Source organism: Kitasatospora sp. NPDC056651, assembly GCF_042792155.1.
Lineage (GTDB): Bacteria > Actinomycetota > Actinomycetes > Streptomycetales > Streptomycetaceae > Kitasatospora.
The window spans coordinates 89,429-113,999 of sequence record NZ_JBHTWX010000008.1 but is presented as its reverse complement, the minus strand read 5'-3'; the positions used below and the strand labels follow the sequence as shown (position 1 = coordinate 113,999).

Sequence of the window (24,571 nt, the reverse complement as noted above, 5' to 3'; positions counted from 1 at the left end):
AGTGAAGGCCTTCGTGATGAAGGAGATCGGGCGGGTCGGCTTCCTGGAGAAGCCCGTCCCCCGGCCCGGCCCGAACGACGCCGTGGTGCGGACCACCAGGGCGCTCATCTGCACCTCGGACTCCCACACCGTCCGGGGCGGTATCGGCCCCCGGGAGGACCTGACCCTCGGGCACGAGGCGGTGGGCGTGGTGCACGAGGTCGGCGGCGAGGTGAGGGACTTCAAACCCGGCGACCGGGTGCTGGTCGGCGCCATCACGCCCGACTGGGGCGACCCGTCCTCCCAGAACGGCCACCCCTCGCAGTCCGGCGGGCCGCTCGGCGGCTTCAAGTTCGCGAACCTGAAGGACGGGGTCTTCGCCGAGTACTTCCACGTCAACGACGCCGACGCCAACCTCGCGAAGATCCCCGCGTCCATCTCCGACGCCGACGCGGTCTACTGCGCCGACATGCTCTCCACCGGCTTCATGGGCGCCGAGCACGGCAACATCCCGATCGGCGGGACGGTGGCCGTCGTCGCCCAGGGGCCGGTCGGCCTGATGGCGACGGCCGGTGCCCGGCTGCGCGGCGCCGGCCTGGTCATCGGCGTCGAGTCGGTGCCCAGCCGGCAGAAGCTCGCCCGGACGTACGGGGCGGACGAGATCGTGGACTTCACCAAGGAGGACGTGGTCGAGCGGATCACGGAGCTGACCGGGGGCCTGGGCGTCGACACCGCCATCGAGGCGCTCGGCGCGGACGCGACCTTCCAGACCTGCGTCAAGGTCACCAAACCCGGCGGCACCATCTCCAACACCGGCTACTTCGGCGAGGGCGAGTTCGTCCGCATCCCGCGCGTCGAGTGGGGCGTCGGCATGGCGGACAAGACGATCGCGACCGGGCTCTGTCCGGGCGGCCGGCTGCGGATGGAGCGGCTGCTCCGGGTGCTGGCGGGCGGACGCGTGGACCCCTCGCACCTGACCACCCACGAATTCCGATTCGACGACATGGAACGGGCCTTCGAGGTGTCGGACAAGAAGCTGGAGGACGTCGTGAAGGTGATGATCACCTTCTAGCGGGCCCGCTCCCGGCGACGTCCCGTCCGATCGACTCCCCTCCGGCACCGAGGAAACGAGGCGGCATGTACGACCCCGACCCACCGTTCCGGCCGGTCCGCAGGCGGCAGGGCTACCTCCCGCTGGAGGACCTCGGCCTGATCGGCAACGGCACCACCACCGCGCTGGTCGGCCTGGACGGCACCATCCCGTGGCTGTGCCTGCCCCGGTTCGACTCGGAGCCGCTGTTCTGCGGCCTGCTGGACCACGCGCGGGGCGGGCACTTCACCCTCGCGCCGGAGGACCTGGTGGAAGCCCGCCAGCGCTACGAGCCGGACACCGGCGTGCTGACCACCGAACTGCGCGGCCCCACCGGCCTGGTGCGGGTCACCGACGCGCTGACGGTGCGCTCCGGCGCCGACCTCACCGACGACTCCCCGGCCGACCGAGGCGAACTCGTCCGCTCGGCCGTGGTGCTGGACGGCACCGTCCGGCTCCGCGCGGAGCTGGAGCCCCGCGGCGGGGCCGGGGCGCAGGCCCTGTTCAGCGGACTGGAGGTGCGCCCGCACCGGCGCCCGGACCTGCGCCTCCACCTGCGCTCCAACCGTCCGCTGCCCGGCCTGCGCAGCACCCACGAACTGCGCCAGGGCGAACGCCTGGACCTGGTGCTGTCCTGGGGCCGCTTCCACCGGCACCACCGGTTCGACGCCGACGCGACCCTGAAGGGCACCGCCGAGGCCTGGCGCCGCTGGATGCGGCACTTCGACTACGCCGGCCCCGAGGAACCCCTGGTGCGGCGGGCCGCGATCACCCTCAAGCTCTGCGACGACTGGGCCAACGGCTCGCTGGTCGCGGCGCCCACCTCCTCACTGCCCGCGCCGGTCGGCGGCGTCCGCAACTGGGACTACCGCTACAGCTGGATCCGCGACGCGGCGTTCGCCGTGTTCGCGCTGCGCCGGATCGGCTTCCGCGGCGAGGCCGACGCCTTCCTCGGCTGGGTCCTGGACGCCTTCGAGGCCAGCCGGCGGCCCCGGATCATGTACGACCTGCGGGGCGGCCTGGTGCCGGACGAGATCGAGGACGGCGAGCTGGAGGGCTACCGGCGCTCCGCCCCGGTGCGCTGGGGCAACGGCGCGGCCGACCAGCGCCAGCACGACGTCTACGGCGAGATCCTGGACTGCGCCGACCAGTGGCTGCGGGCCGGCGGCGAGATCCAGCCGGGGCTGTGGGCCAGCCTGGCCGGCCTGGCCGACTCCGCCGAGCAGGCCTGGCGGCAGCCGGACCAGGGGATCTGGGAAGTGCGCAGCGAGGGCCGGGTGTTCACCTACTCGGCCGGGCTCTGCCAGGTCGCCCTGGACCGGGCCGCGCAGATCGGCGACCGGCTCGGGCTGCCGACCGGGACCGACCGGTGGCGGGCCTCGGCCGAGCGGCTGCGCCGGCTCATCCTGGAGCAGTCCTGGGACGAGGACGCGAAGACCCTCAGCGCCCACCTGGACGGCGGCGGCACGCTGGACGCGAGCCTGCTGGCGCTCCCGCTGCGCCAGGTGGTGCCGGCCGGCCACCCGCGGATGGTGGCGACCGCCAGGGCCGTCGCCGAGCGGCTGTCGGCGGGAGGCGGACTGCTCTACCGCTACCTGCACGAGGAGTCCCCGGACGGCCTGCCCGGCGACGAGGGCGCCTTCGTGCTGTGCAGCTTCTGGCTGGTCGACAACCTGATCGGCCAGGGCCGGATCGATGAGGCCGAGGAGCTGTACACCTCGCTGTGCTCCCGGGCGAGCCCGCTGGGGCTGATGTCCGAACAGATCGACCCGTCCACAGGAGAGTTCATGGGCAACTTCCCCCAGGCGTTCAGCCACATCGGGATCATCGCCGGCGGCGTGAGCCTGGCCCGGGCGAAGGCGGGTGGGCGGTCATGATCGAGCGACTCGCCGTACTCGGCGCGACGGGCGACCTCACCGCCCGCTTCCTGCTGCCGGCGCTGGCCGCCCTGCGGGCGGCGGGGCAGGTCGGCGACCACCTGGAGGTGACCGGGGCGAGCCGGGAGGACTGGCCCACCGAGCACTACCGGGAGTGGGCCGCCACCCAGCTGGAGCGGCACGGCGGTGACCACCCGGCGGCGGCCCGGGAGGCGGTGGTGGCCTCGCTGACCTACCTGCGGGCCGATGTCACCAGCCCCGCCGAGGTGGCCGCCGTGGTCGCCGGGGAGGGGCCGGTCGCCGTCTACCTCGCGCTGCCGCCGGCGCTCTTCCCGTCCGTGATCACCGCGCTGCACGCGGCGGGCCTGCCGGCCGGCAGCCGGATCGTGCTGGAGAAGCCCTTCGGCGAGGACCTGGCCGGCGCGCAGCGGCTGAACGGGCTGCTCGCCGACCTGCTGCCGGAGCAGGCGGTGTTCCGGGTCGACCACTTCCTGGCCATGGCGACCGTCCAGAACGTCCTGGGCAGCCGGCTGGCGAACCGGGTGCTGGAGCCGATCTGGAACAGCACCCACATCGAGCGGGTGGACATCGTCTGGGACGAGACCCTGGCGCTGGAAGGGCGGGCCGGGTACTACGACCACGTCGGCGCGCTCAAGGACATGGTGCAGAACCACCTCCTCCAGCTGCTCTGCCTGGTCGCCATGGAGCCGCCGATCACCCTCGGCGAACGGGACCTGCGGGACCGGAAGGTGGACGTGCTGCGCTCCGTGCGGCCGCTGGCCGAGCAGGACGCGGTGCGGCGCACCCGGCGGGCGCGCTACCTGCCCGGCCGGATCGGGGACCGGGAGGTGCCCGCGTACGTCGACGAGGAGGGGGTGGCCCCGAAACGCCGCACCGAGACCTTCGCCGAGGTGGAGCTGGAGCTGGACAGCTGGCGCTGGTCCGGGACGCTGTTCCGGCTGCGCAGCGGCAAGGCGCTCGGGACGGACCGCAAGGAGGTCGCGGTGCACTTCCGGCCGGTGCCCCACCTGCCGTTCGGCCACCACGGGGAGGCGCTGCCCAACGTGCTGCGCTTCGAGCTGGAGCCGGAGGGGCTGGTCCTGGACGTGACGGGCATCGGCGCCCGCGCCCACGAGCTGGCGCCGGTCTCGCTGACCGCGCGGATGGAACCGCAGGAGCTGCCCGCCTACGGCCGGCTGCTGCTGGACGTGCTGAACGGGGACCCGGCGCTGTCCATCCGGGGGGACGAGGCCGAGGAGGCGTGGCGGGTCCTGGAGCCGGTGCTGGCCGCCTGGGACCGGGACCTGGTGCCCCTGGAGGAGTACCCGGCGGGCTCGCAGGGGCCGCCGCCCCGGCAGCGGTAGGGGCGGCCGATGTCGCGCGGGACGGACCGTCCGTACGTCGTGGTGATGGGGGTCGCCGGCACCGGCAAGTCGACGGTGGCGCGGCTGCTCGCGGAGCGTCTCGCGGTCCCCTTCGCCGACGGGGACGACTTCCACCGGCCGGACTCCATCGCCCGGATGGCGGCCGGCATCCCGCTCGACGACGCCCGGCGCCAACCCTGGCTGCGGGCGATCGGGCGGTGGCTGCGTGATCGGGAGGCGGCGGGCACCGGCGGTGTGGTGACCTGCTCGGCGCTGAAGCGGCGCTACCGGGAAACCCTGCGGGAGTCCTCTCCGGACGCCTTCTTCCTGCACCTGACGGGTGACCACGACCTGCTGGCGGAGCGGCTCGGCGGGCGCACCGGCCACTTCATGCCGGTCTCGCTGCTGGACTCGCAGCTCGCGGCGCTGGAGGCGCTGGAGCCGGACGAGCGGGGCGCGGCGCTGGACGTCGGCCCGGCTCCCGAGCTGATCGTCGACGCGGCGACGGGGTTGCTGACGTCCGGGAGCTGATCCCACTCCTGTCGCTTTCCGGCACGGGAATCACAGCTGTCACAGGTGTCCGGGAAATCACTCGAACATTTCCACGAATGCCTGTTCGACATGTTCGGAAGATGTGAACGTCACAGTTTCGGCCAAAGAAATTCTCATCTTCCCCGGGTGCTCCAGGCGTGCTCAGGAGTCGCACCTGGGATTTTGTGGTTCCGATTACCTTGGAAGTCGTGGGCGGTCGCTTTCCGTTCAATCGGAAGGGGTTGCGATCGGCTGACCCGGCGGTGAAGACTGTTGCGCGTTCGCCGTCCTGGCGCTCGTCGTTCAGGCGTTCGGATGGCGCGGATTGTGCAAAAGGGGGAAGGACATGCCGGGGACGGCAGCCACGCAGGTCGGGGCCGGGACAGCGGCCGGTCGGCGGGGGTCGGGATTCTGTCCGGCCGCACCGGCGGGGTAGGCTTTTTCGACCGTTCGCGGGTCACCGTACGGCGTTCCCGGACCTGCCGAAGTTCGAACGGCGTGGAATTCCGGTCGCATTCGCACCGTCCGTTCCGGACGCGTGGGAGCGGGGTCGAACGGCTCCGTGCCGCCCGGCGCTCCGGTCGATTCCGTGCGCGCCGACCCCGCGCCGCACGACGACCATGACCGGGAATTCTCCCGTCGCGTCGTACTCCGATCCTCAATTCCGCCGCGGGCGCCCGCGCGCCGGCGGCACAGAACCAGTCAACGGGAGCTTCCGCCCATGCCGTACCCCAGCTCGGCGCCCGCCCGTGTGCGGGCGCCGCTCCTCCTCCTGCGCGACGAACTGCAGGAACGGCTCGACACGCTCGCGCGCGCCCACCGGGTGCCCGGTGCCCAACTGGTGCTGGACACCGGCTCGGAGACCGTCGCCCTGCACACCGGGGTGGCCGACACCGGCACCGGGGAGCACCTCCGCGCCGACACCGCCGTACCGGTGGGATCGCTCACCAAGCCCTACACGGCCGCGCTGGTGATGCTGCTCGCCGAGGACGGCGACCTCGACCTCGACGAACCGGCCGCCGAGCACCTGCCGGAACTCCGGCAGTTGCCCGAAGTAACGATTCGCCACCTCCTTGGCCACACCGGCGGACTGCCCACCGGACCTGACTCCGACGCCGCCGCCCGGACCACCGCGGCGCGCTACCTGGCCGCCGTGTGCACCGCCGAGGACGCCCTCTTCCCGCCCGGGACGGACTTCTCCTACTCCAACGCCGGCTACGTCGCCGCCGGGCGCCTGGTGGAGACGGTCACCGGGATGTCCTGGCACGAGGCGGTGCGCGCCCTGCTGCTCGAACCCTTCGGCACCGGGCCGGTGTTCGTCGACACGGCCGCCCCCGAGCGCCCCGTCGCCGCCGGACACGCGCTCAACGCGGCGACCGGCCGGGCCCGGGCGGTGCGGCAGAACCTGGCCCCGCTGGAGGCCCCGGCCGGTGCCCTGCTGGCGAGCGCCACCGACCTCGCGGCGCTCGGCGCCGCCCTGGCCGGCCGGGCCAAGGCGCTGCCCCCGGACCTCGCCGAGCAGATGCGCCGGCCCCAGCCCGGCGCCCGCCCGGGCGCGCTCGCCGACGGCTGGGGCGCCGGGGTCGCCCTCTACCGGCACGGCGGCCAGTGGTGGTGCGGCCACGACGGCAACGCCATGGGCACCTCCTGTCACCTGCGGGCCGACCCGGACAGCGGCCTGGTGGTGGCCTTCACCGGCAACGCCGGCGCCGCCACCGCGCTCTGGCGCGAACTCGCGGCCGAACTGGAGGAGTTGGCCGGAGTGCGGGTGCCCGCCGCGATCGCGCCGGTCGGCGCGGGCGAGAGCGTCGCACCGCCCGGATGCGCGGGAGAGTACCGCAACGGCTCCCTCCGCTACCGGGTCGAAGCGGCCGGCGACGGACCGGCCACCCTCTCCGTGGACGGCGACCCGCCGATCCCGCTGCGCTGCTACGCCGACCTCTCCTACGACCTGGTCGCCCCCGACACCGGCCGCCCCGAGCCGGGCGGGAGCTTCCGCCGGGACCCGGCCACCGGCCGGATCGACCGGGTGCAGGTCTCCGGACGCACGGCCCGGCGGACCGGCTCCGGCTGAGCCGTCCGCGCCCACCGCACCGCCGTCACATCCACTCCCCGGACCCGGGGGCCGGCCACCGCCCGCCCCGGCGTCCCGTCGTCGCCCCCATCGGAAGGACCTTCCGCCATGGCCGACCGGCCTGCCCAGTCCGTACGCCCGTCCGCTCCGCCGCAGGCCGGCGGCACCGCCGCGACGCCCGAGCGCCGGACGCTCGACGCGCTGTTCGCCGCCCAGGCGGCCCGCACCCCGCGCGCGCCCGCGGTGACCGACGGCCGGCGCACCTGGACCTACCGGGAGCTGGCCGAACGGGCCGACCGGCTGGCCCGTGACCTGAGGCGGCGCGGCGCCGGGCCGGAGCGCACGGTGGCGCTGGTCCTGCCGCGCTCGATGGAGCTGGTCGCCGCCGAGCTCGCCGTCGTCCGGGCCGGGGCCGCCTTCCTGCCCGTGGACCCGGCCTACCCCGCCGAGCGCCGGGCCCTGATGCTCACCGACGCCGCCCCCGCGATCGTCCTGGACGACCCGGCCGCCGTCCGCGAGGTCCTGGAGACGGCCGGGCCCGCCGACCCGGTCACCGCGGCCGGAGCCGACCCGGGCACCGAGGCCGCGGCGGGCCCGGACCACCCGGCGTACGTGATCTACACCTCGGGCTCCACCGGGACGCCCAAGGGCGTGGTGGTCACCCACCGGGGGATCGCCGGCTTCACCGAGGCGGCCGTCGAGAACTACGCGGTGCGGCCCGGCGACCGGGTCCTCCAGTTCTCCTCGCCCAGCTTCGACGCCTCCGTCCTGGAGCTGTTCGTCTCCGTCCTGACCGGCGCCACCCTGGTGATCCCGCCGGACGGCCCCTGGCTGGGCGAGGAACTCGCCGCCGTCCTGGACGAGCACCGCATCACCCACACCCTGATCCCGCCCGCCGCCCTGGCCACCGTGCCCGCCGGCGCGGGCCGCCACCTGCGCACCCTGATCGTCGGGGCCGAGGCCTGCCCCGCCGAGCTGGTCGACCGCTGGGCGCCCGGCCGGCGCATGATCAACTCCTACGGCCCCACCGAAGCCACCATCGTCGCCACCTGGACCGGCCCGCTCGCCGCCGGCACCGGCTCGCCCACCATCGGCGACGCCCTGCCGCACGCCCGGGTGCACGTGCTCGACGAGGCCATGCGGCCCCAGCCGCCCGGCACCGACGGCGAGCTGTACCTCGGCGGCGACGGCGTCGCCCGCGGCTACCTGCGCCGCCCCGGCCTGACCGCCGCGCGCTTCGTCGCCGACCCCTTCGGCCCGCCCGGCGCCCGGCTCTACCGCACCGGCGACCGGGCCCGGTGGAACGCCGACGGGGAACTGGAGTTCCTCGGCCGGCTCGACCGGCAGGTCAAGGTCCGCGGCTTCCGCATCGAGCCGGGCGAGGTCGAGGCCGCGCTGCGCGCCCACCCCGCCGTCGACCAGGCCGTCGTGGTGGTCCGCGAGGACGAACCCGGCCACGCCCGGCTGGTCGGCTACGCCACGCCCGCCGACCCGACGGCGGCCCCGGACCCGGCCGAGCTGCGCACCGCCCTGGCCGCCGCCCTGCCCGCCCACCTGGTGCCCGCCGCCGTCGTCGTCCTGGACGCGCTGCCGCTCACCCCGCAGCTCAAGGTCGACCAGCGGGCCCTGCCCGCGCCCGCCCGGCAGAGCGCCGCCGGACACCTCGCCCCGCGCACCGAGCGGGAACGCGCCCTGGCCGGCATCTGGGCCGAGGTCCTCGGCCTCGACGCGGTGGGCGCCGGCGACGACTTCTTCGACCTGGGCGGCGACTCCATCCTCGCCGCCCGCACCCTGGCCCGGATCACCGAGCGGCTGGGCGTCCGGCTCACCCTGCGGGACGTCTTCACCGCCCGCACCGTCGCCGACCTCGCCCCGCTGCTCGACCGGCCGCCCACCGCCGCGCCGCCGCAGCCGATCCCGCCCGCCCCGCGCGGCGAGCCGCTGCCGCTCTCCAGCGCCCAGCGCCGCCTCTGGTTCCTGGAGGACCTCGACCCCGGCGGCACCGAGAACAACACCGGCGTGGCGCTGCGGCTGCACGGCCCGGTGGACCAGGAGGCCCTCGGCCGAGCGCTGAACCGGCTCGCCGCCCGCCACGACTCGCTGCGCACCACCGTGGCCACCGCCGACGGGCAGCTCGTCCAGCACGTCGCCGAGCGGGCCGAACTGCCGCTGCGCACCGAGGACCTGGGCGCGCTGGCGCCCGAGGAGCGCGCCCAGGCCGCCGAACGCCTGCTGGCCGAAGAGCTGGAACGGCCCTACGACCTGGCCCGGGGCCCGCTCACCCGGGCACTGCTGATCCGGCTGGGCGCGGACGACCACCTGCTGCTGCTGGCCCAGCACCACATCGTCACCGACGGCTGGTCGGTGGGCGTGCTCACCCGCGAACTGGCCGCGCTGCACCGGGCGGAGACCACCGGCGAGCCCGACGCGCTGCCCGAACCCGCCCTCCAGTACCCCGACTTCGCCCGATGGGAACAGCACGGCCGAGCCGACCACGCGGCCGACCTCGGGTACTGGAAGCGCACCCTGGCCGGCCTGCCGACCCTGCGGCTGCCCACCGACCGCCCCCGGCCCGCCCAGCGCACCACCCACGGCGCGGCGCACCGCCACCACCTCCCGGCCGAGCTGGTGGACCGGCTGCGCCACCTCGCGGCGGGCCGCGGCACCACCGTCTTCACCCTCCTCGCCGGGGCGTCCGCGCTGCTGCTCTCCCGCTACTCCGGCCAGCGGGACGTGGCCTTCGGCACCGTCACCAACGGACGCGAGCGGCGGGACCTGGAGGAGGTGACCGGCTTCTTCGTCAACACCGTGGTGCTGCGCGGCGACGTGGACGAACGGGCCACCGTGGACGGCTTCGTGGAGAGCATGCGGGCCACCCTGCTGGACGCCTTCGCCCATGCCGGGGTGCCCTTCGACCGGGTGGTCGAGGAGCTGGCCCCGCCCCGCGACCCCAGCCGGACCCCGCTGGTCCAGGTCGCGGTCGTCCAGCAGACCCCCGCCGCCCCGGCGCCCGCCGGCGGCCTGCGCTTCGCGGACCACCCGCTGCCCCGCCCGGCCGCCCGCTTCGACCTGGTGCTGGAGTTCACCCCGTGGGAGGACCACGGCTGCACGCTGACCGTGGAGTACAACACCGACCTGTTCGACCGGCGGACGGTGGCCGCGCTGGCGGCCCACCTGCACCGGCTGCTGGCCGGGATGGCGGACGGGCCGCAGCGCACCCTCGCCGAACTGCCGATGATCCCGGAGGAGGAGCAGCGCGCGCTGCTCGACTCCTGGCGGGCGCCCGCGACCGGCGGCCGGGGCTACGTCCTCGACCGCGCCCTGCGCCCCCAACCCGTCGGTGTGCCGGGGGAGTTGTACCTCCCGAGTGAAGGCCCGGGGCGGGCGGGGGAGATCGCCGACCCGTACGGCGCGTCGGGGGAGCGGCTGTACCCGACCGGGGAACTGGTGCGGTGGACGGCCGACGGCGAGCTGGAGCACCTCGGGCCGGTGGCCGACCCGGACGAGGCGGCGCGGGCGCCGCGGCCCGACCCCGGGCCGGCCGTACCCGCCGTCGTCCGCCACGTCGCCCCCCGCACCCCCGCCGAGCGCGCGCTCGCCGGCATCTGGGCGGACGTCCTGCGGCTGGAGCGGGTCGGCGCGGACGACAACTTCTTCGACCTCGGCGGCGACTCCATCCTCGGCATCCAGGTGGTGGCCCGCTCCCGGCAGGCCGGACTGCCGGTGACCTCCCGGGACCTCTACCGGCACCAGACGGTCGCCGCCCTCGCCCGGGCCGCCGAGGACGCCGAGACCCCGGCGGCGCCCGCACCGGTCGCCGCGACCGGCGAGGCCGTGCCGACCCCGATCCAGCGCTGGTGGCTGGAACGGGCCGCCGGGCGGGCCGGGCACTTCGGCCAGGCGCTCTCCCTGCTGCTGCCCGAGGACCTGGACCGGGCGGCCCTGGAGGCGGCCCTCGGCGACCTGGTCGCCCACCACGACGCGCTGCGCTCGGCCTTCACCGGCCTCGACGGCGACGGCGCCGCCCGGTGGCGGATCGCCGAGCCCGGCCCCCGGACCGCCCTCACCCGGCACACCGGTCCGGACGGGGACACCCCGCACTTCGGCCCGTACGACCTGGGCGGCGGCGAGCCGCTGCTGCGCGCCGTGCTGCACGAGCGCGCCGAGGGGGCGGCGCCGGTCCTGCACCTGGCCGCCCACCACCTGGTGGTCGACGGGGTCTCCTGGCGGGTGCTGCTGGAGGACCTCGACACCGCCTACCGGGCCCGCCGCGACGGCCGCGACGGGGCCGGCGCCCTGCCGGCCAGGTCCACGCCGCTGCGCCAGTGGGCCGAGCGGCTGAGCGGCTTCGCCGCCGGGGGCGGCTTCGAGGACGAGAGCGCGTACTGGGCGCGGGCGATCCCGGCGCGGCCCGCCGCGGAGCCCTTCGCCGCCGAACCCGTCCCCGCCGAGCCCTTCGCCGCCGAGCCTGTCCCCGCTGAGCCCTTCGCCGCCGACCTCGCGGGCCCGAACAGCTACGCCACCGAAGCCTCCGTCACCGTCCGGCTGAGCGCCGCCGACACCGCCGCCCTGCTGCGCACCCTGCCCGACACCTACCGCACCCAGGCCAACGACGTGCTGCTCAGCGCCCTCGGCCGGGCCCTGTGCGGAGCGAGCGGGCTGGAGCACGTCGTGGTGGACGTCGAGGGGCACGGCCGCGAGGAGCTCTTCGCCGACCTCGACCTCAGCCGTACGGTCGGCTGGTTCACCACCCGCCACCCCGTCGCCCTGGCCGTGCCCGCCGGAGCCGACTGGGACACCGTCCTCAAGCGGGTCAAGGAGCAGCTGCGCGCCGTCCCCCGGCGCGGCCTCGGCTTCGAGGCGCTGAGCCACCTCGGCCGCCCCGGCACGGCGCCCGAGGCCTCGCCCGCCCGGATCAGCTTCAACTACCTGGGCCGGATCGCCCTCCCGGACGACCCGGACGGTCTGTTCCGCGGCACCTTCCGGCCGCTGGAACTGGACGCCGACCCGCGCACCGAGCGCCCCCACCCCCTGGAGGTGGTCGGCCGGCTCGACGGCGACGCGCTGGAGTTCACCTGGTTCCACTCCGCCGCCGTCCACCACGGCGCGACCGTCGAGGCACTGGCCCGGCGCTTCGCCGAGGAACTGGCCGACCTCGCCCGCCACGCGGCCCGCCCCGGCGCCGCCGGCCGCACCCCGTCGGACTTCCCGCTGGCCCGGCTCGACCAGGCGGCGGTGGACCGGATCACCGGCACGGACCCGGCCGCGGTCGAGGACGTGCTGCCGCTCACCCCGACCCAGTCCGGCATGCTCTTCCACGGCCTCGCCGAGGAGGACAGCGGCGCCTACTTCCAGCAGCTGGACTTCGTCCTGGACGGCGTGCCCGACCCGGCGCGCCTGGCCGCCGCCTGGCAGTGGGTCACCGACCGGACGGAACTGCTGCGCGCCCACGTCCGCTGGCAGCAGGTGCCCGAGCCGCTGCTGGTGGTGCACCGGCGGGCGGCCGTGCCGGTCAGCCACCTGGACTGGCGCGAACTGCCCGAGGAGGAGCGCCGCGACCGACTGGCCGAACTGCTGGACCGCGACCGGGCCCGGGGCCTGGACCTCGCGGCGGCCCCGCTCCAGCGGCTGGTGCTGATCCGGCTCCCGGAGGGCCGGGTGCGGGTGCTGTGGTCGTTCCACCACCTGATCCTGGACGGCTGGAGCCTGTTCCAGGTGCTCTCCGACGTCTTCGCCGTGCACGCCGCCCTCGGGCGCTCCGGGGCGGACGGCTCCTCGGTACCGGACGCCTCCTCGGTGCCGGAGGTGCCGGAGGTGCCGGACGTGCCGTACGGCACCGTGCCGGAGCGCCGGCCGTACCGCGAGTACCTGGCCTGGCTGGGCGAGCGCGACCACACGGAGGCGCAGCGGTACTGGGACGGCAGGCTCGCCGGACTCACCGAGGCGACGCCGCTGCCGTACGACCGCGAGCCGGTGGGCAACCACCGCGCGGAGTCGACCCGGGCCGTGCCGTTCACGCTGCCCGCCGCCGCCACCAAGGCGCTGGAGGACCTCGCGCGCGGCTCGGGGCTGACCCTCAACACCCTGGTCCAGGGCGCCTGGGCGCTGCTGCTGGGCCGCCAGGCCGGGCGGGCCGAGGTGGTGTTCGGCACCACCTCCTCCGGGCGGCCGCCCGAGCTGCCCGGCGTCGAGGCGATGACCGGCCTGTTCATCACCACCCTGCCGACCCGCACCACGGTGCCCGCCGAGGGCACCCTGCCGGACTGGCTGCGCGCGGTGCAGCGGGAGCAGAGCGAGGACCGGCGGTACGGCTTCGTCCCGCTGACCCGGATGCGGGCCGGCACCGGACTGCCCGAGCAGGGCGCCCTGTTCGACAGCCTGGTGGTCTTCGAGAACTACCCGGTCGACGAGGAGGCGGCGGGCGCGCACGGCCTGCGGCTGAGCGACCTGGACGGGATCGAGACCACCAACTACCCGCTCGCCCTGCTCGCCTACCCGGGCCCGGAGCTGTCCCTGCGGCTCTGCTACGACCCGAGGCTGTTCGACGAGTCCACCGTGCGGCGGCTGGCCCGGCAGCTCACCGCCGTGCTGGCCGGCCTGCCCGAGGGCGCCCACCGCCCGCCCGCGCGGCTGCCGCTGCTGACCGGGGAGGAGCGCCGCCGCGTCCTGGTCGACTGGAACGCCACCGCCGTCGAGCAGCCCGCCGCCGACATCGCCGAACTCTTCGCCGAGCAGGTGCTCCGCACCCCCGGCGCGGTCGCCCTGGAAGCCGCCTCGGAGCGTCTGACCTACCGCGAACTCGACGCCCTGGCAGCCGGGTTGGCCGGGCGGCTGGCCGCGCTCGGGGTCCGGGTGGAGCAGCCGGTCGGGGTGCTGATGGAGCGCTCCGTCGACCTGGTCGTCGCCCAGCTGGCGCTGGTGCGCACCGGCGGGGTCTACGTCCCGCTGGACGGGCGGGCGCCGCGCGAGCGGCTGCACCGGATGCTCACCGAGGCGGGCGCGGAGCTGCTGCTCACCGACGCCCACTGGGCCGGCACGGCGGCCGGACTGCGCGACGCGGGGCGGGTGGTGCGGGTCGACGAGCCGGACCGCCGGCCGCCGGGCGCGGCGGCCCCGGCGCCCGACGCGGCCCGTGGCGCGGTGCCTGTCGCGGCCCGTGTCGCGGCGCCTGTCGTGGCGCCTGTCGTGGCGCCTGTCGTGGCGCCTGTCGTGGCGCCTGTCGTGGCGGCCGTCCACCCCGACAACGTCCAGTACCTGATGTTCACCTCCGGCTCCACCGGCACCCCCAAGGGCGTCGCGGTGCGCCGCCGGGACGTCGCCGCGCTCGCCCTGGACCGCGCCTTCGCCGGCCACGACCGGGTGCTGGTGCACTCCCCGCACGCCTTCGACGCCGCCACCTACGAGCTGTGGGTGCCGCTGCTGCGCGGCGGCACCGCCGTCCTGGCCCCGCCGCGGGACCTGGACGCCGCCGCCGTCCGGCACGCCGTCACCGAGCGGGGCGTGCGCTGCCTGTGGCTGACCGCCGGGCTGTTCCGGCTGCTCGCCCAGGAGGACCCGGGCTGCCTGCGCGGCGTCCGGGAGGTGTGGACCGGCGGCGAGGCGGTGCCCGGCGCGGTCGTCCGCAAGGTCCTGGCGGCCTGCCCCGGCCTCACCGTGGTCGACGGCTACGGCCCGACCGAGACCACCACCTTCGCCACCCGGCGGGCCTTCCGCGCCGGTGACGAGCTGCCCGCCGTGCTGCCGATCGGCCGCCCGCTGGACAACACCCGGGCGTACGTCCTGGACGGCTCGCTCCAGCCGCAGCCCCCGGGCATCACCGGTGAGCTGTACCTCGCCGGAGCCGGGCTCGCCCGGGGCTACGCGGGCCGCCCCGGCGAGACCGCCGCCCGCTACCTCGCCGACCCGTTCGGCCCGCCCGGGGCCCGGATGTACCGCACCGGCGACACCGCCCGCTGGAGCGAGGACGGCGAACTCCACTTCGTCGGCCGCGCGGACGACCAGATCAAGATCCGCGGCTTCCGGATCGAGCCCGCCGAGATCGAGGCCCGGCTCACCGCCCACCCGGCCGTCGCCGAGGCGGTGGTCTCGCTGCACCAGGACGCGATAGGCAAGCGACTGCTTGCCTATCTGGTGCTGGCCGAGGCCGAGCCGCCCACCGCCGCCGACCTGCGCGCCCACCTGGCCGCCGACCTGCCCGACTACATGCTGCCCGCCGCCTTCGTCACCCTGCCCGAACTCCCGCTCACCGCCAACGGCAAGGTGGACCGCAGGCGGCTGCCCGCCCCCGAGCGGTCGGCGGGCAACGGCGACCGCCCCCACCGCGCCCCCGGCACCGAGCGCGAGCGCCTGCTCGCCGCGATCTGGGCGGAGCTGCTCGGGGTGGAGCGGGTCGGGCTGGACGACGACTTCTTCCTGCTCGGCGGCGACTCCATCCTGAGCATCCAGGTCGTCTCCCGGGCCCGCGCCGCGGGCCTCGCGCTCTCCCCGCGCGACCTGTTCCGCCACCCCACCGTCGCCGCGCTGGCCGCGGCCGCCGGCAGCGCCGTCACCGTGGCCGGCACCGAACCGGTCAGCGGTGACGTCGCCCTGACCCCGATCCAGCACTGGTTCCTCGACCCGAACCCGCCGTACGCCGGGCAGTTCGACCAGTCCGTCCTGGTGGAGGCCCCCGGCACCGTCGACCCCCAGGCGCTGCGCCGCGCCCTGGCCGCCCTGTGGGGCCACCACGACGCGCTGCGCTCCCGCTTCACACGGGCCGCGGACGGCACCTGGCGGCAGCACTGCGCCCCCGCCGACGAGGCCGCGCCCGAACTGCTGGAGGTCCGCGAGCCGGGCGCCCCGGAGGAGCCCGGGGACCGCGCGTACCGGCTGGACGGCGGCCCGCTGCTCACCGCCCGGCTGCTGACCGGCGGCGGCGCCCGGCCTGACCGGCTGCTGCTGGCCGTCCACCACCTGGCCGTCGACGGCGTCTCCTGGCGGGTGCTGCTGGAGGACCTGGAGACCGCCTACCGGCAGGCCGTCGAGGGCCGCCCACTGCGACTGCCCGCCCGCACCACCTCCGTCGGGGCGTGGGCGCGCCGGCTGGCCGAGCACACCGCCGCCGGCGGCTTCGCCGGGCAGCGCGACCACTGGGCGGCCGCCGCCCGGGCCTGCGCCGAGCCGCTGCCGGTGGACGGCGAGGGCGGCAACACCGCCGCCGACCTGCGCGAGGTGACCGTCCGGCTGGACCGCGACCGCACCGACGCGCTGCTGCGCCACGTCCCCGGGGTCTACCGCACCCGGATCGACGACGTGCTGCTCACCGCCCTCGGCCGGGTGCTCGCCGAGTGGACCGGGCGGTCCACCGTCGCCGTCGGCCTGGAGGGGCACGGCCGCGAGGACCGGCTGTTCGACGCCCTCGACCTGTCCCGTACCGTCGGCTGGTTCACCTCGCTCCACCCCGTCGCCCTCGACGTCCCGGCGGGCGACTGGGGCACCGCGCTGAAGGCCGTCAAGGAACAGCTGCGGGCGGTGCCGGACCGAGGCCTCGGCTACGGCGCGCTGCGCTACCTCGCCCGGGACGGGGCGCTCGCCGACGCGCCCGCCCCCGGCATCAGCTTCAACTACCTGGGCCGCTTCGACTGGTCCGCCGACGGGGCCGCCCTGGTCCGCGCCGTCCCCGGCGGCCTCGGCGGCACGGAGGCGCCCGGCACCGAGCGCCCGCACCTGCTGGACGTGGTCGCCCGGGTCGAGGACGGCAGGCTGGAGATCGGCTGGTACCACAGCGCCGGCCGGCACCGCCCGGAGACCGTCACCGGGCTCGCCGAGGCCATGCTGCGCGCGCTGGAGGAGATCGTCGCCCACTGCGCCGAGCCCGGCGCCGGCGGCCGCACCCCGTCGGACTTCCCGCTGGCCCGGCTCGACCAGGCGGCGGTGGACCGGGTCGCCGGGGACGGGCGCGGCGTCGCCGACGTCTACCCGCTGACGCCGATGCAGGCCGGGATGCTCTTCCACAGCCTGCTGGACCCGGACGGCGACACCTACGTCAACCAGGTGCGGCTGGTGCTCACCGGCGTCACCGACCCGCACGCGCTCGCCGAGGCCTGGCAGCGGACCGCCGACGCCAACGCCATCCTGCGCACCCGGCTCAGCTGGCAGGACGGCGCCGAACCGCTCCAGGTCGTCCAGCACCGGGCCGTCCTGCCGGTGGCCCACCACGACTGGACCGGCCGCCCCACCGAGCAGGTCGAACGGGACACCGCCCGGCTGCTCGCCGAGGACCGGGCCGCCGGGATCGACCTGGCGGGCGCCCCGCTGCTGCGGCTCACCCTGATCCGGCTGACCCCGACCAGCGTGCGGCTGGTGTGGACCTTCCACCACGTGCTGCTGGACGGCTGGAGCGCCGCCCAGGTCTTCGACGAGGTCTGCGAGCACTACGCCGCGCTGACCTCCGGCCGCCGGCCCGTCCCCGTCGAGCGGGCACCCTACGCCGACTACCTGCGCTGGCTGGCCGGCCAGGACCGGGCGGAGGTCGAACGCTACTGGCGCGCCGCCCTGGCCGGCTTCCCCGCCCCCACCGAACTGCCCCGGGACCGCCGCCCGGCCGGCGCCCACCGCGCCTCCTCCTCGGCCACGGTGCGGGTCGCCCTCGGCCCCGAGCTGTCCGAACGGCTGCGCACCACCGCCCGGCAGGCCGGGCTGACCGTCAACACCGTGCTCCAGGGCGCCTGGGCGCTGCTGCTCTCCCGCTACGGCGGCGGGGACGACGTGGTGTTCGGCACCATCGTCTCCGGCCGGCCCGCCGAACTGCCCGGCGTCACCTCGATGGTGGGGCTGTTCATCAACGCCCTGCCGACCCGGGTCCGGATCGACGGCCGGCGCCCGCTGCTGGACTGGCTGCGCGAGGTGCAGGACGCCCAGTCCGAGGCCCGGCGGCACGACGCCGTCTCGCTGGCCCAGCTCCAGAACTGGAGCGAACTGCCCGGCGGCACCGCCCTGTTCGACAGTATCGTGGTCTTCGAGAACTACCCCTTCGACGCCGACTCGCCGACCCGGTACGGCCTCGGCGTGGAGACCGAGAGCGTGCTGGAGCCGACCAGCTACCCGCTCAGCGTGGTGGTGGCCCCCGGCGCCGACATCGAGGTCAGCCTCGACCACGACCCGGCCGCCTTCGACGCCGCCACCGTCGAGGGACTGGGGGAGAGCCTGCGCACCCTGCTGGCGGGCATGGCGGCCGGCCTCGACCGGCCGGCGGGCGAACTGCCGCTGCTGGCGCCGGAAGCGGGACGCGACCTGCTGGAACGCCTCGCCGGCGCGAGGGTGACGCCGGGCTCCGGCGGTACCCTGCCCGAGGCCTTCGCCCGGCAGGCCGCCCGCACCCCCGACGCCCCGGCGGTCCGCTCCGGCCGCGACCTGCTGAGCTACCGGGAGCTGGACGAACGGTCCAACCGGCTGGCCCGGCTGCTGATCGAGGCCGGGGCCGGCCCCGAGCGCTTCGTCGCGCTCGCGCTGCCCCGCACCGCCGACCTGGCCGTCGCCCTGCTCGCGGTGCTCAAGAGCGGCGCCGGGTACCTGCCGGTCGACCCCGGGTACCCGGCCGAACGGATCGCCTACCTCTTCGAGGACGTCCGGCCCGACGCCGTGATCACCGACGCCGCCTCCCAGGAGCGGCTGCCGGACGGCCCGTTCACCCGGATCCTGCCGGACGACCCGGCCTGCCGGGACCGGCTGGCCGCCGCCCGCGCCGACGCCGTCCGCGACGAGGAGCGGCGCGCCGCCCTGCGGCCGGAGCACCCCGCGTACGTCATCCACACCTCCGGCTCCACCGGCCTCCCCAAGGGCGTCGTGGTCGCCCACGCCTCGGTGCTCGCCCTGACCGACTGGGCCGCCGCCGAGTTCGCCGGCCACGGCCTGGAGCACGTGGTCGCCGCCACCTCGCTCAACTTCGACGTGTCGGTGTTCGAGATCTTCGCGCCGCTGCTCTCCGGGGGCTGCGTGGAACTCGTGCGGGACCTGCTGGCCCTGGCCGAGCGCCCCGGAGCCTGGCAGGCCGGGCTGCTCAGCGCGGTGCCCTCGGCCCTCGGCGGGCTGCTCGCCGACGGCGCCGTGCGCCTCGCCGCCGACACCGTGGTCCTGGCGGGCGAGGGGTTGCCCGCCCGTACCGTGCGCCAGGTCCGCGAAGCCGTCCCCGGATGCCGGGTGCTGAACATCTACGGGCCCACCGAGGCCACCGTCTACGCCACCGCCCACCCCTGCGACCCGGCCGACCCGGACCGCGACCCGCCGATCGGCCGGCCGGTCGGCGGCGCCCGGGCCTACGTCCTGGACGAGCGGCTGCGCCCGGTGCCGGTCGGCGCGCCCGGGGAGCTGTACCTGGCCGGCACCGGCGTGGCGCGCGGCTATCTGCGCCGCCCCGGGCTGACCGCCGGGCGCTTCCTGCCCGACCCGTTCGGCCCGCCCGGAGCCCGGATGTACCGCACCGGCGACCGGGTGCGCTGGAGCGCCGACGGTGACCTCCACTACCTCGGCCGGGCCGACGACCAGGTCAAGGTGCGCGGCTTCCGGATCGAACTCGGCGAGGTCGAGGCCGCGCTGGCCCGGCACCCGCGGGTCGCGGCGGCCGCCGCCCGGGTGGTCGACCAGGACGGCCACAAGCGGCTGGTCGGCTACGCGGTGCCCCGCGAGGGCGCCCTGCCCGACCCGGCCGAGTGGCGGGCCTTCCTCGGTCGCACCCTCCCCGACCACCTGGTGCCCGCCCTGGTGGTGCCGCTGGAGCGGCTGCCGCTCGGCGCCACCGGCAAGCTCGACCGGCGCGCGCTGCCCGCACCGGTGTGGACCGCCACGGCCACCGGCGGCGACCGGCCGCCGCGCACCGAGGCCGAACACGCCCTGGCCGCGATCTGGCGCGAGGTGCTCGGCGTGCCCGAAGTCAGCGCGGACGACAACTACTTCGCGCTCGGCGGGGACTCCATCCTCGGCATCCAGGTCGTCTCGGCGGCCCGTCGGGCCGGTCTGGCGCTGACCCCCCGGCACCTGTTCGCCCACCAGACCCTGGCCGAACTCGCCCGCGCCGCCGAGCGGTCACCGCGCCCCGAACCCGCCGCCGAACAGGGCGCGGTGGTCGGCGAGGCCCCGCTCACCCCGGTCCAGCACTGGCTGCTGGACACCCTCGACGGGGACCCGGCCGCGCTCACCCAGTCCGTCTCCTTCACCCTCGCCCCCGACACCGAGGAGCGCACGCTGCGGGCCGCGCTGGCCGCCGTCCTGGAGCACCACGACGCGCTGCGGCTGCGCTTCGAACCGCTCGCCGACGGCCGGTGGCGCCAGCACGGCACCGCACCCGGCCAGGCGCCCGAACTGCGCCCGCACCACCTGCCCGCCGCCGAGGGCGAGGAGCGCGAGACGGTTCTGCGCCGGCTGTCCGACCGGCTCGCCGAAGGCTTCGACCTGGCCGCCGGACCGCTGCTGCGGGCCGCCCTCTGCCGCTTCGACGGCGAACCCCGCCCGGTGCTGCTGCTGGCCGCGCACCACCTGGTGGTCGACGCGGTGTCCTGGCGGATCCTGCTGGAGGACCTGGAGCGCGCCCACCGCGCGCTGCGCGCCGGCGAGCGGCCCGACCTCGGCGCCAAGAGCAGCTCCTTCCGGGCCTGGGCCGAACGGCTCGCCGGGCACACCGCCTCCGGCGGCTTCGACGACGAACTCCCCTACTGGCAGGGGCTGGTGGACGAAGGCCTGCCCGTCGACCTGGACGGCGCCAACACCGCCGACACCGAGGAGTCGCTGACCTTCACCCTCGGCGCCGAGGACACCCGCCGACTGCTCCAGGACGTCCCGGAGGCCTACCGCACCCGGGTCAACGACGTCCTGCTCTGCGCCCTCGGCCGGGTGCTGGCCCGTTGGACCGGACGGGACCGGGTCGTCGTCGCCCTGGAGGGCCACGGCCGGGAGGAACTCTTCGACGGCCTCGACCTGTCCCGCACCGTCGGCTGGTTCACCACGCTCCACCCCGTCGCCCTGGACGTGCCCCGGGACGCCGACACCGGCACCGCCCTGAAGGCCGTCAAGGAGGGCCTGCGGGCCGTCCCGCACGGCGGCCTCGGCCACGGCGCCCTGCGCCACCTGCGGCCCGCCCCGGAGCTGGAGCTGCCGCAGCTCGGCTTCAACTACCTGGGCCGGCAGGACCGGACCGCCACCCCCGGCGGCCTGCTGCACGCCCCGGCCGGCCCGCTCGCCGGCGGCATGGACCGCACCGCCCGGCGCCCGCACCTGCTGGACGTGCTCGGCGTCGTCGCCGAGGGCCGGCTCTCCTTCACCTGGTCCTACTCCCACGCGGTGCACCACCGCGGCACGGTCGCCCGGCTGGCCGCCGAACTGCTGGACGAGCTGCGGGAGATCGTCCGCCACTGCGCCGAACCCGGCGCCGGCGGCCGCACCCCGTCGGACTTCCCGCTGGCCGGCCTCGACCAGGCGGCCGTCGACCGGCTGGCCGGCACCGGACGGGAGGTGACGGAGATCCAGCCGCTCACCCCCACCCAGACCGGCATGGTGCTGCACGGCCTGGACGAGGCCGAACACGGCCTGTACGTCGAGCAGATCACCTTCGTCCTGGACGGCGCCCGGGACGCCGGACTGCTGGCCGCCGCCTGGCAGCACGTCGTGGACCGCACCCCGGTGCTGCGCACCTCGGTGGTCCTGCGCCAGGTGCCGGTGCCGCTCCAGGTGGTCCACCGGGAGGCGGCGCTCCCGGTCGCCGAGCACGACTGGAGCCCCCTGACCGCGCCCGAGCGCGAAGCCCGGCTGGAGGAACTGCTCGCCGAGCAGCGGGCCCGCCCGCTGCCGCTGGACCGGGCGCCGCTGCTGAAGCTCGACCTGGTCCGGCTCGGCCCGGACGCGGTGCGGGTGGTCTGGGCCTTCCACCACGTGCTGCTGGACGGCTGGAGCGTCTTCCACGTCCTCGCCGACGTGCTGGCCGCCCACGCCGCGCTCGCCCGCGGCGAGCGGCCCGCCCTGCCCGAGCGCCGGCCCTTCGCCGACTACGTCGGCTGGCTCGCCGCCCGCGACACCGGCGCGGCCGTCGAGCACTGGCGCGCCGCGCTGGCCGACCTCGCCGCCCCCACCGCGCTGCCCTACGACCGCCGGCCCGCCCAGGGCGACACCGCCCGCTCCGGGACCTGGCTCTCGCACCGGCTGGACGAGGCCGCCACCGAGCGGATCCAGGAGTTCGCCCGCCGCCACCGGCTCACCCTCAACACCGTGGTGCAGGGCGCCTGGGCGCTGCTGCTGTCCCGCTGGAGCGGGGAGGAGCGGGTCTGCTTCGGCACCACCGTCTCCGGGCGGCCCGCCGACCTTCCCGGCTCCGACGGCATCGTCGGCCTGTTCATCACCACCCTGCCCGCCCGGGTCGCCGTCGACGGCCGGCAGCCGTGCGCCGACTGGCTGCGCACCCTCCAGGAGGAGCAGGCCGAGGACCGCCGGTTCGACCACCTGCCGCTGGCGCGGATGCACGGGCTCAGCCGACTCCCGCCGGGCACCGAGCTGTTCGACAGCCTGGTGGTCTTCGAGAACTACCCGGTCGGCGACGCCACCGCCGGTGCCCACGGCCTGCTGGTGCGCGAACTGGACGCCCGGGAGGCGACCAACTACCCGCTCACCGTGGTCGTCTCGCCGGGCGAGCGGCTCGCCGTGGAACTCGGCCACGACCCCCGCTTCCTCGACCGGGAGACCGCCGAAGGGCTGGCCGCCCAACTGCTGCACACCCTGTCCGCACTGGCCGACTCGGACGGCGGAGCCCGGCTGGACGAGCTGGACCTGCTGCCGCCCGGCGAACGGCAGCGGCTGCTGCGCGGCCCGGCCCGCCCGGCGCTCGCCCCGCCGCCCCCGGCCACCCTGCCCGCCCTGGTCGAGGCCGCCGCGGACCGGTGGCCCCGGGCCGTCGCCCTGAGCGCCGCCGGACGGGATCTCACCTACGCCGAGGCCGAGGCCCACGCCAACCGCCTCGCCCACCGGATGATCGCGCGCGGCGCCGGCCCCGGGCGGACCGTCGCCCTGCTGCTGCCCCGCTCGGCCGACATGGTGCTCGCCGAACTGGCGGTGGCCAAGACCGGCGCCGCCTTCCTGCCCGTCGACCCGCACTACCCCGAGCAGCGGATCGAGGCGATGCTGCGCGACGCGGCCCCCGCGCTGACCCTGGACGCCAAGGAGGTGGCGGACCTGCTGGCCGCCGATCCGCACGGCGCACCCGGCCACCGCCCCACCGACGCCGACCGCACCCGCCCGCTGGACGTGGACGACCCCGCCTACGTCATCTTCACCTCCGGCTCCACCGGCACCCCCAAGGGCGTCGTGGTCACCCACCGCGGCCTGGCCGGCTTCGCCGCCGCCGAGGCCGAGCACTACCGAGTGGCCCCGGGAGACCGGGTGTTGGCCTTCGCCACCCCCAGCTTCGACGCCTCGGTGCTGGAACTGTGCCTGGCCCTGCCGCACGGCGCCCGGCTGGTGGTGCCCGAGCCCGGACCGCTGCTCGGCGCCCGGCTGGCCGAACTGCTCCGGGACCAGCGGATCACCCACACCCTGCTGCCGCCCGCCGCGCTGGCCACCCTGCCGGCCGACACCCCCGGCAGCCTGCCCGCGCTGAAGACCCTGATCGTCGGCGCCGAGGCCTGCGGCGCCGACCTGGTCGCCCGCTGGGCCCCGCACCACCGGATGGTCAACTCCTACGGGCCCACCGAGGCCACCGTGGTCGCCACCTGGTCGGCGCCGCTGACCGCGGACGGCACCGCCCCGCCGATCGGCCGCCCGCTGCCCGGCACCGGCGCGTACGTCCTGGACGCCCGGCTGCGGCCGGTGCCCGACGGCGTCCCCGGCGAGCTGTGGCTGAGCGGACCGGCCCTGGCCCGCGGCTACCTCGGCCGCCCCGGCCTGACCGCCACCCGGTTCACCGCCGACCCGTACGGGCCGCCCGGCGGCCGGATGTACCGCACCGGGGACCTGGTGCGCCGCGACCGTCATGGCGAACTGCACTACCTGGGCCGCGCCGACCACCAGCTGAAGCTGCGCGGCCACCGGATCGAGGCGGGCGAGGTGGAAGCGGTGCTGGTGCGCCACCCGGCCGTGCTGGACGCCGTGGTGAGCGTCCGGGAGGACGAGCCCGGGCTGCCCCGGCTGGTCGCCCACCTGCTCGCCGCCCCCGGCGCCGAACCGCCGACCGGCGCCGAGCTGCGCGCCCTGGCCGCCCGCTCGCTGCCCGGCCACATGGTGCCCTCGGCCTTCGCCGTGCTCGACTGCTTCCCGCTCACCGCGAGCGGCAAGACCGACCGCGCGGCACTGCCCGCCCCGGGCCCGGGCGAGTCCGAGCCCGCCGAACGGGTGGCGCCCCGCACACCCACCGAGGAGGCCGTGGCGGAGATCTGGGCCGAGACCCTGCACACCGCCGTCGGCGCCACCGACGACTTCTTCCAGCTGGGCGGCGACTCGATGCGGGCCCTGCTGATCGCCTCCCGGGCCAACGACGCCTTCGGCGTCACCCTCACCCCCCGCGACGTGCTGGTCTCCCGCACCGTGGCCGCCCTGGCGGACCTGGTGGAGGACCTGGTGCTGAGCGAACTCGAAGCCGCCGCGCTGGACGGCCCCGACGAAGCCGCCGCCGCGCTGGACGGCCCCGACGATGACGAACGCTGAG

Annotated in this window: 6 protein-coding genes; all 6 read left to right on the top strand. The window is 76.3% G+C overall.

The features are described from left to right. Nucleotide 1 precedes the first annotated feature (1 nt). The 6 genes from ACFRAR_RS06025 to ACFRAR_RS06000 all read left to right on the top strand — a co-directional run bounded on the left by ACFRAR_RS06025 (nt 2) and on the right by ACFRAR_RS06000 (nt 24,570). A complete protein-coding gene (locus ACFRAR_RS06025; RefSeq protein ID WP_380695255.1) occupies nt 2–1,051 on the top strand; it encodes an NAD(P)-dependent alcohol dehydrogenase in 1,050 nt (349 codons plus the stop codon). A gap of 65 nt (nt 1,052–1,116) precedes the next feature. Next, entirely contained in the window at nt 1,117–2,946 is a 1,830-nt protein-coding gene (locus tag ACFRAR_RS06020; protein WP_380695253.1) for a glycoside hydrolase family 15 protein, read from the top strand. After that, nucleotides 2,943–4,310, top strand: a complete 1,368-nt coding sequence (locus tag ACFRAR_RS06015) for a glucose-6-phosphate dehydrogenase (RefSeq protein WP_380695251.1) — start codon at nt 2,943–2,945, stop codon at nt 4,308–4,310. Before ACFRAR_RS06020 ends, ACFRAR_RS06015 begins: the two co-directional genes overlap by 4 nt. A gap of 9 nt (nt 4,311–4,319) precedes the next feature. Continuing rightward, nucleotides 4,320–4,841, top strand: a complete 522-nt coding sequence (locus tag ACFRAR_RS06010; protein WP_380695249.1) for a gluconokinase — start codon at nt 4,320–4,322, stop codon at nt 4,839–4,841. A gap of 721 nt (nt 4,842–5,562) precedes the next feature. After that, nucleotides 5,563–6,915 carry a serine hydrolase domain-containing protein gene (locus ACFRAR_RS06005; RefSeq protein ID WP_380695247.1) on the top strand — a complete coding sequence of 451 codons (1,353 nt, stop codon included), beginning with the start codon at nt 5,563–5,565 and terminating at the stop codon, nt 6,913–6,915. A gap of 108 nt (nt 6,916–7,023) precedes the next feature. Continuing rightward, the gene (locus ACFRAR_RS06000) at nt 7,024–24,570 is read left to right on the top strand and encodes a non-ribosomal peptide synthase/polyketide synthase (RefSeq protein WP_380695245.1); all 17,547 of its coding nucleotides are present in this window, start codon (nt 7,024–7,026) and stop codon (nt 24,568–24,570) included. Nucleotide 24,571 lies beyond the last annotated feature (1 nt).

Excerpts from the sequence above, each read along its gene's own strand:
- ACFRAR_RS06020 (WP_380695253.1), top strand. The coding sequence starts at position 1,117 with ATGTACGACCCCGACCCACCGTTCCGGCCGGTCCGCAGGCGGCAGGGC.
- ACFRAR_RS06015 (WP_380695251.1), top strand. The coding sequence starts at position 2,943 with ATGATCGAGCGACTCGCCGTACTCGGCGCGACGGGCGACCTCACCGCC.
- ACFRAR_RS06010 (WP_380695249.1), top strand. The coding sequence starts at position 4,320 with ATGTCGCGCGGGACGGACCGTCCGTACGTCGTGGTGATGGGGGTCGCC.
- ACFRAR_RS06005 (WP_380695247.1), top strand. The coding sequence starts at position 5,563 with ATGCCGTACCCCAGCTCGGCGCCCGCCCGTGTGCGGGCGCCGCTCCTC.
- ACFRAR_RS06000 (WP_380695245.1), top strand. The coding sequence starts at position 7,024 with ATGGCCGACCGGCCTGCCCAGTCCGTACGCCCGTCCGCTCCGCCGCAG.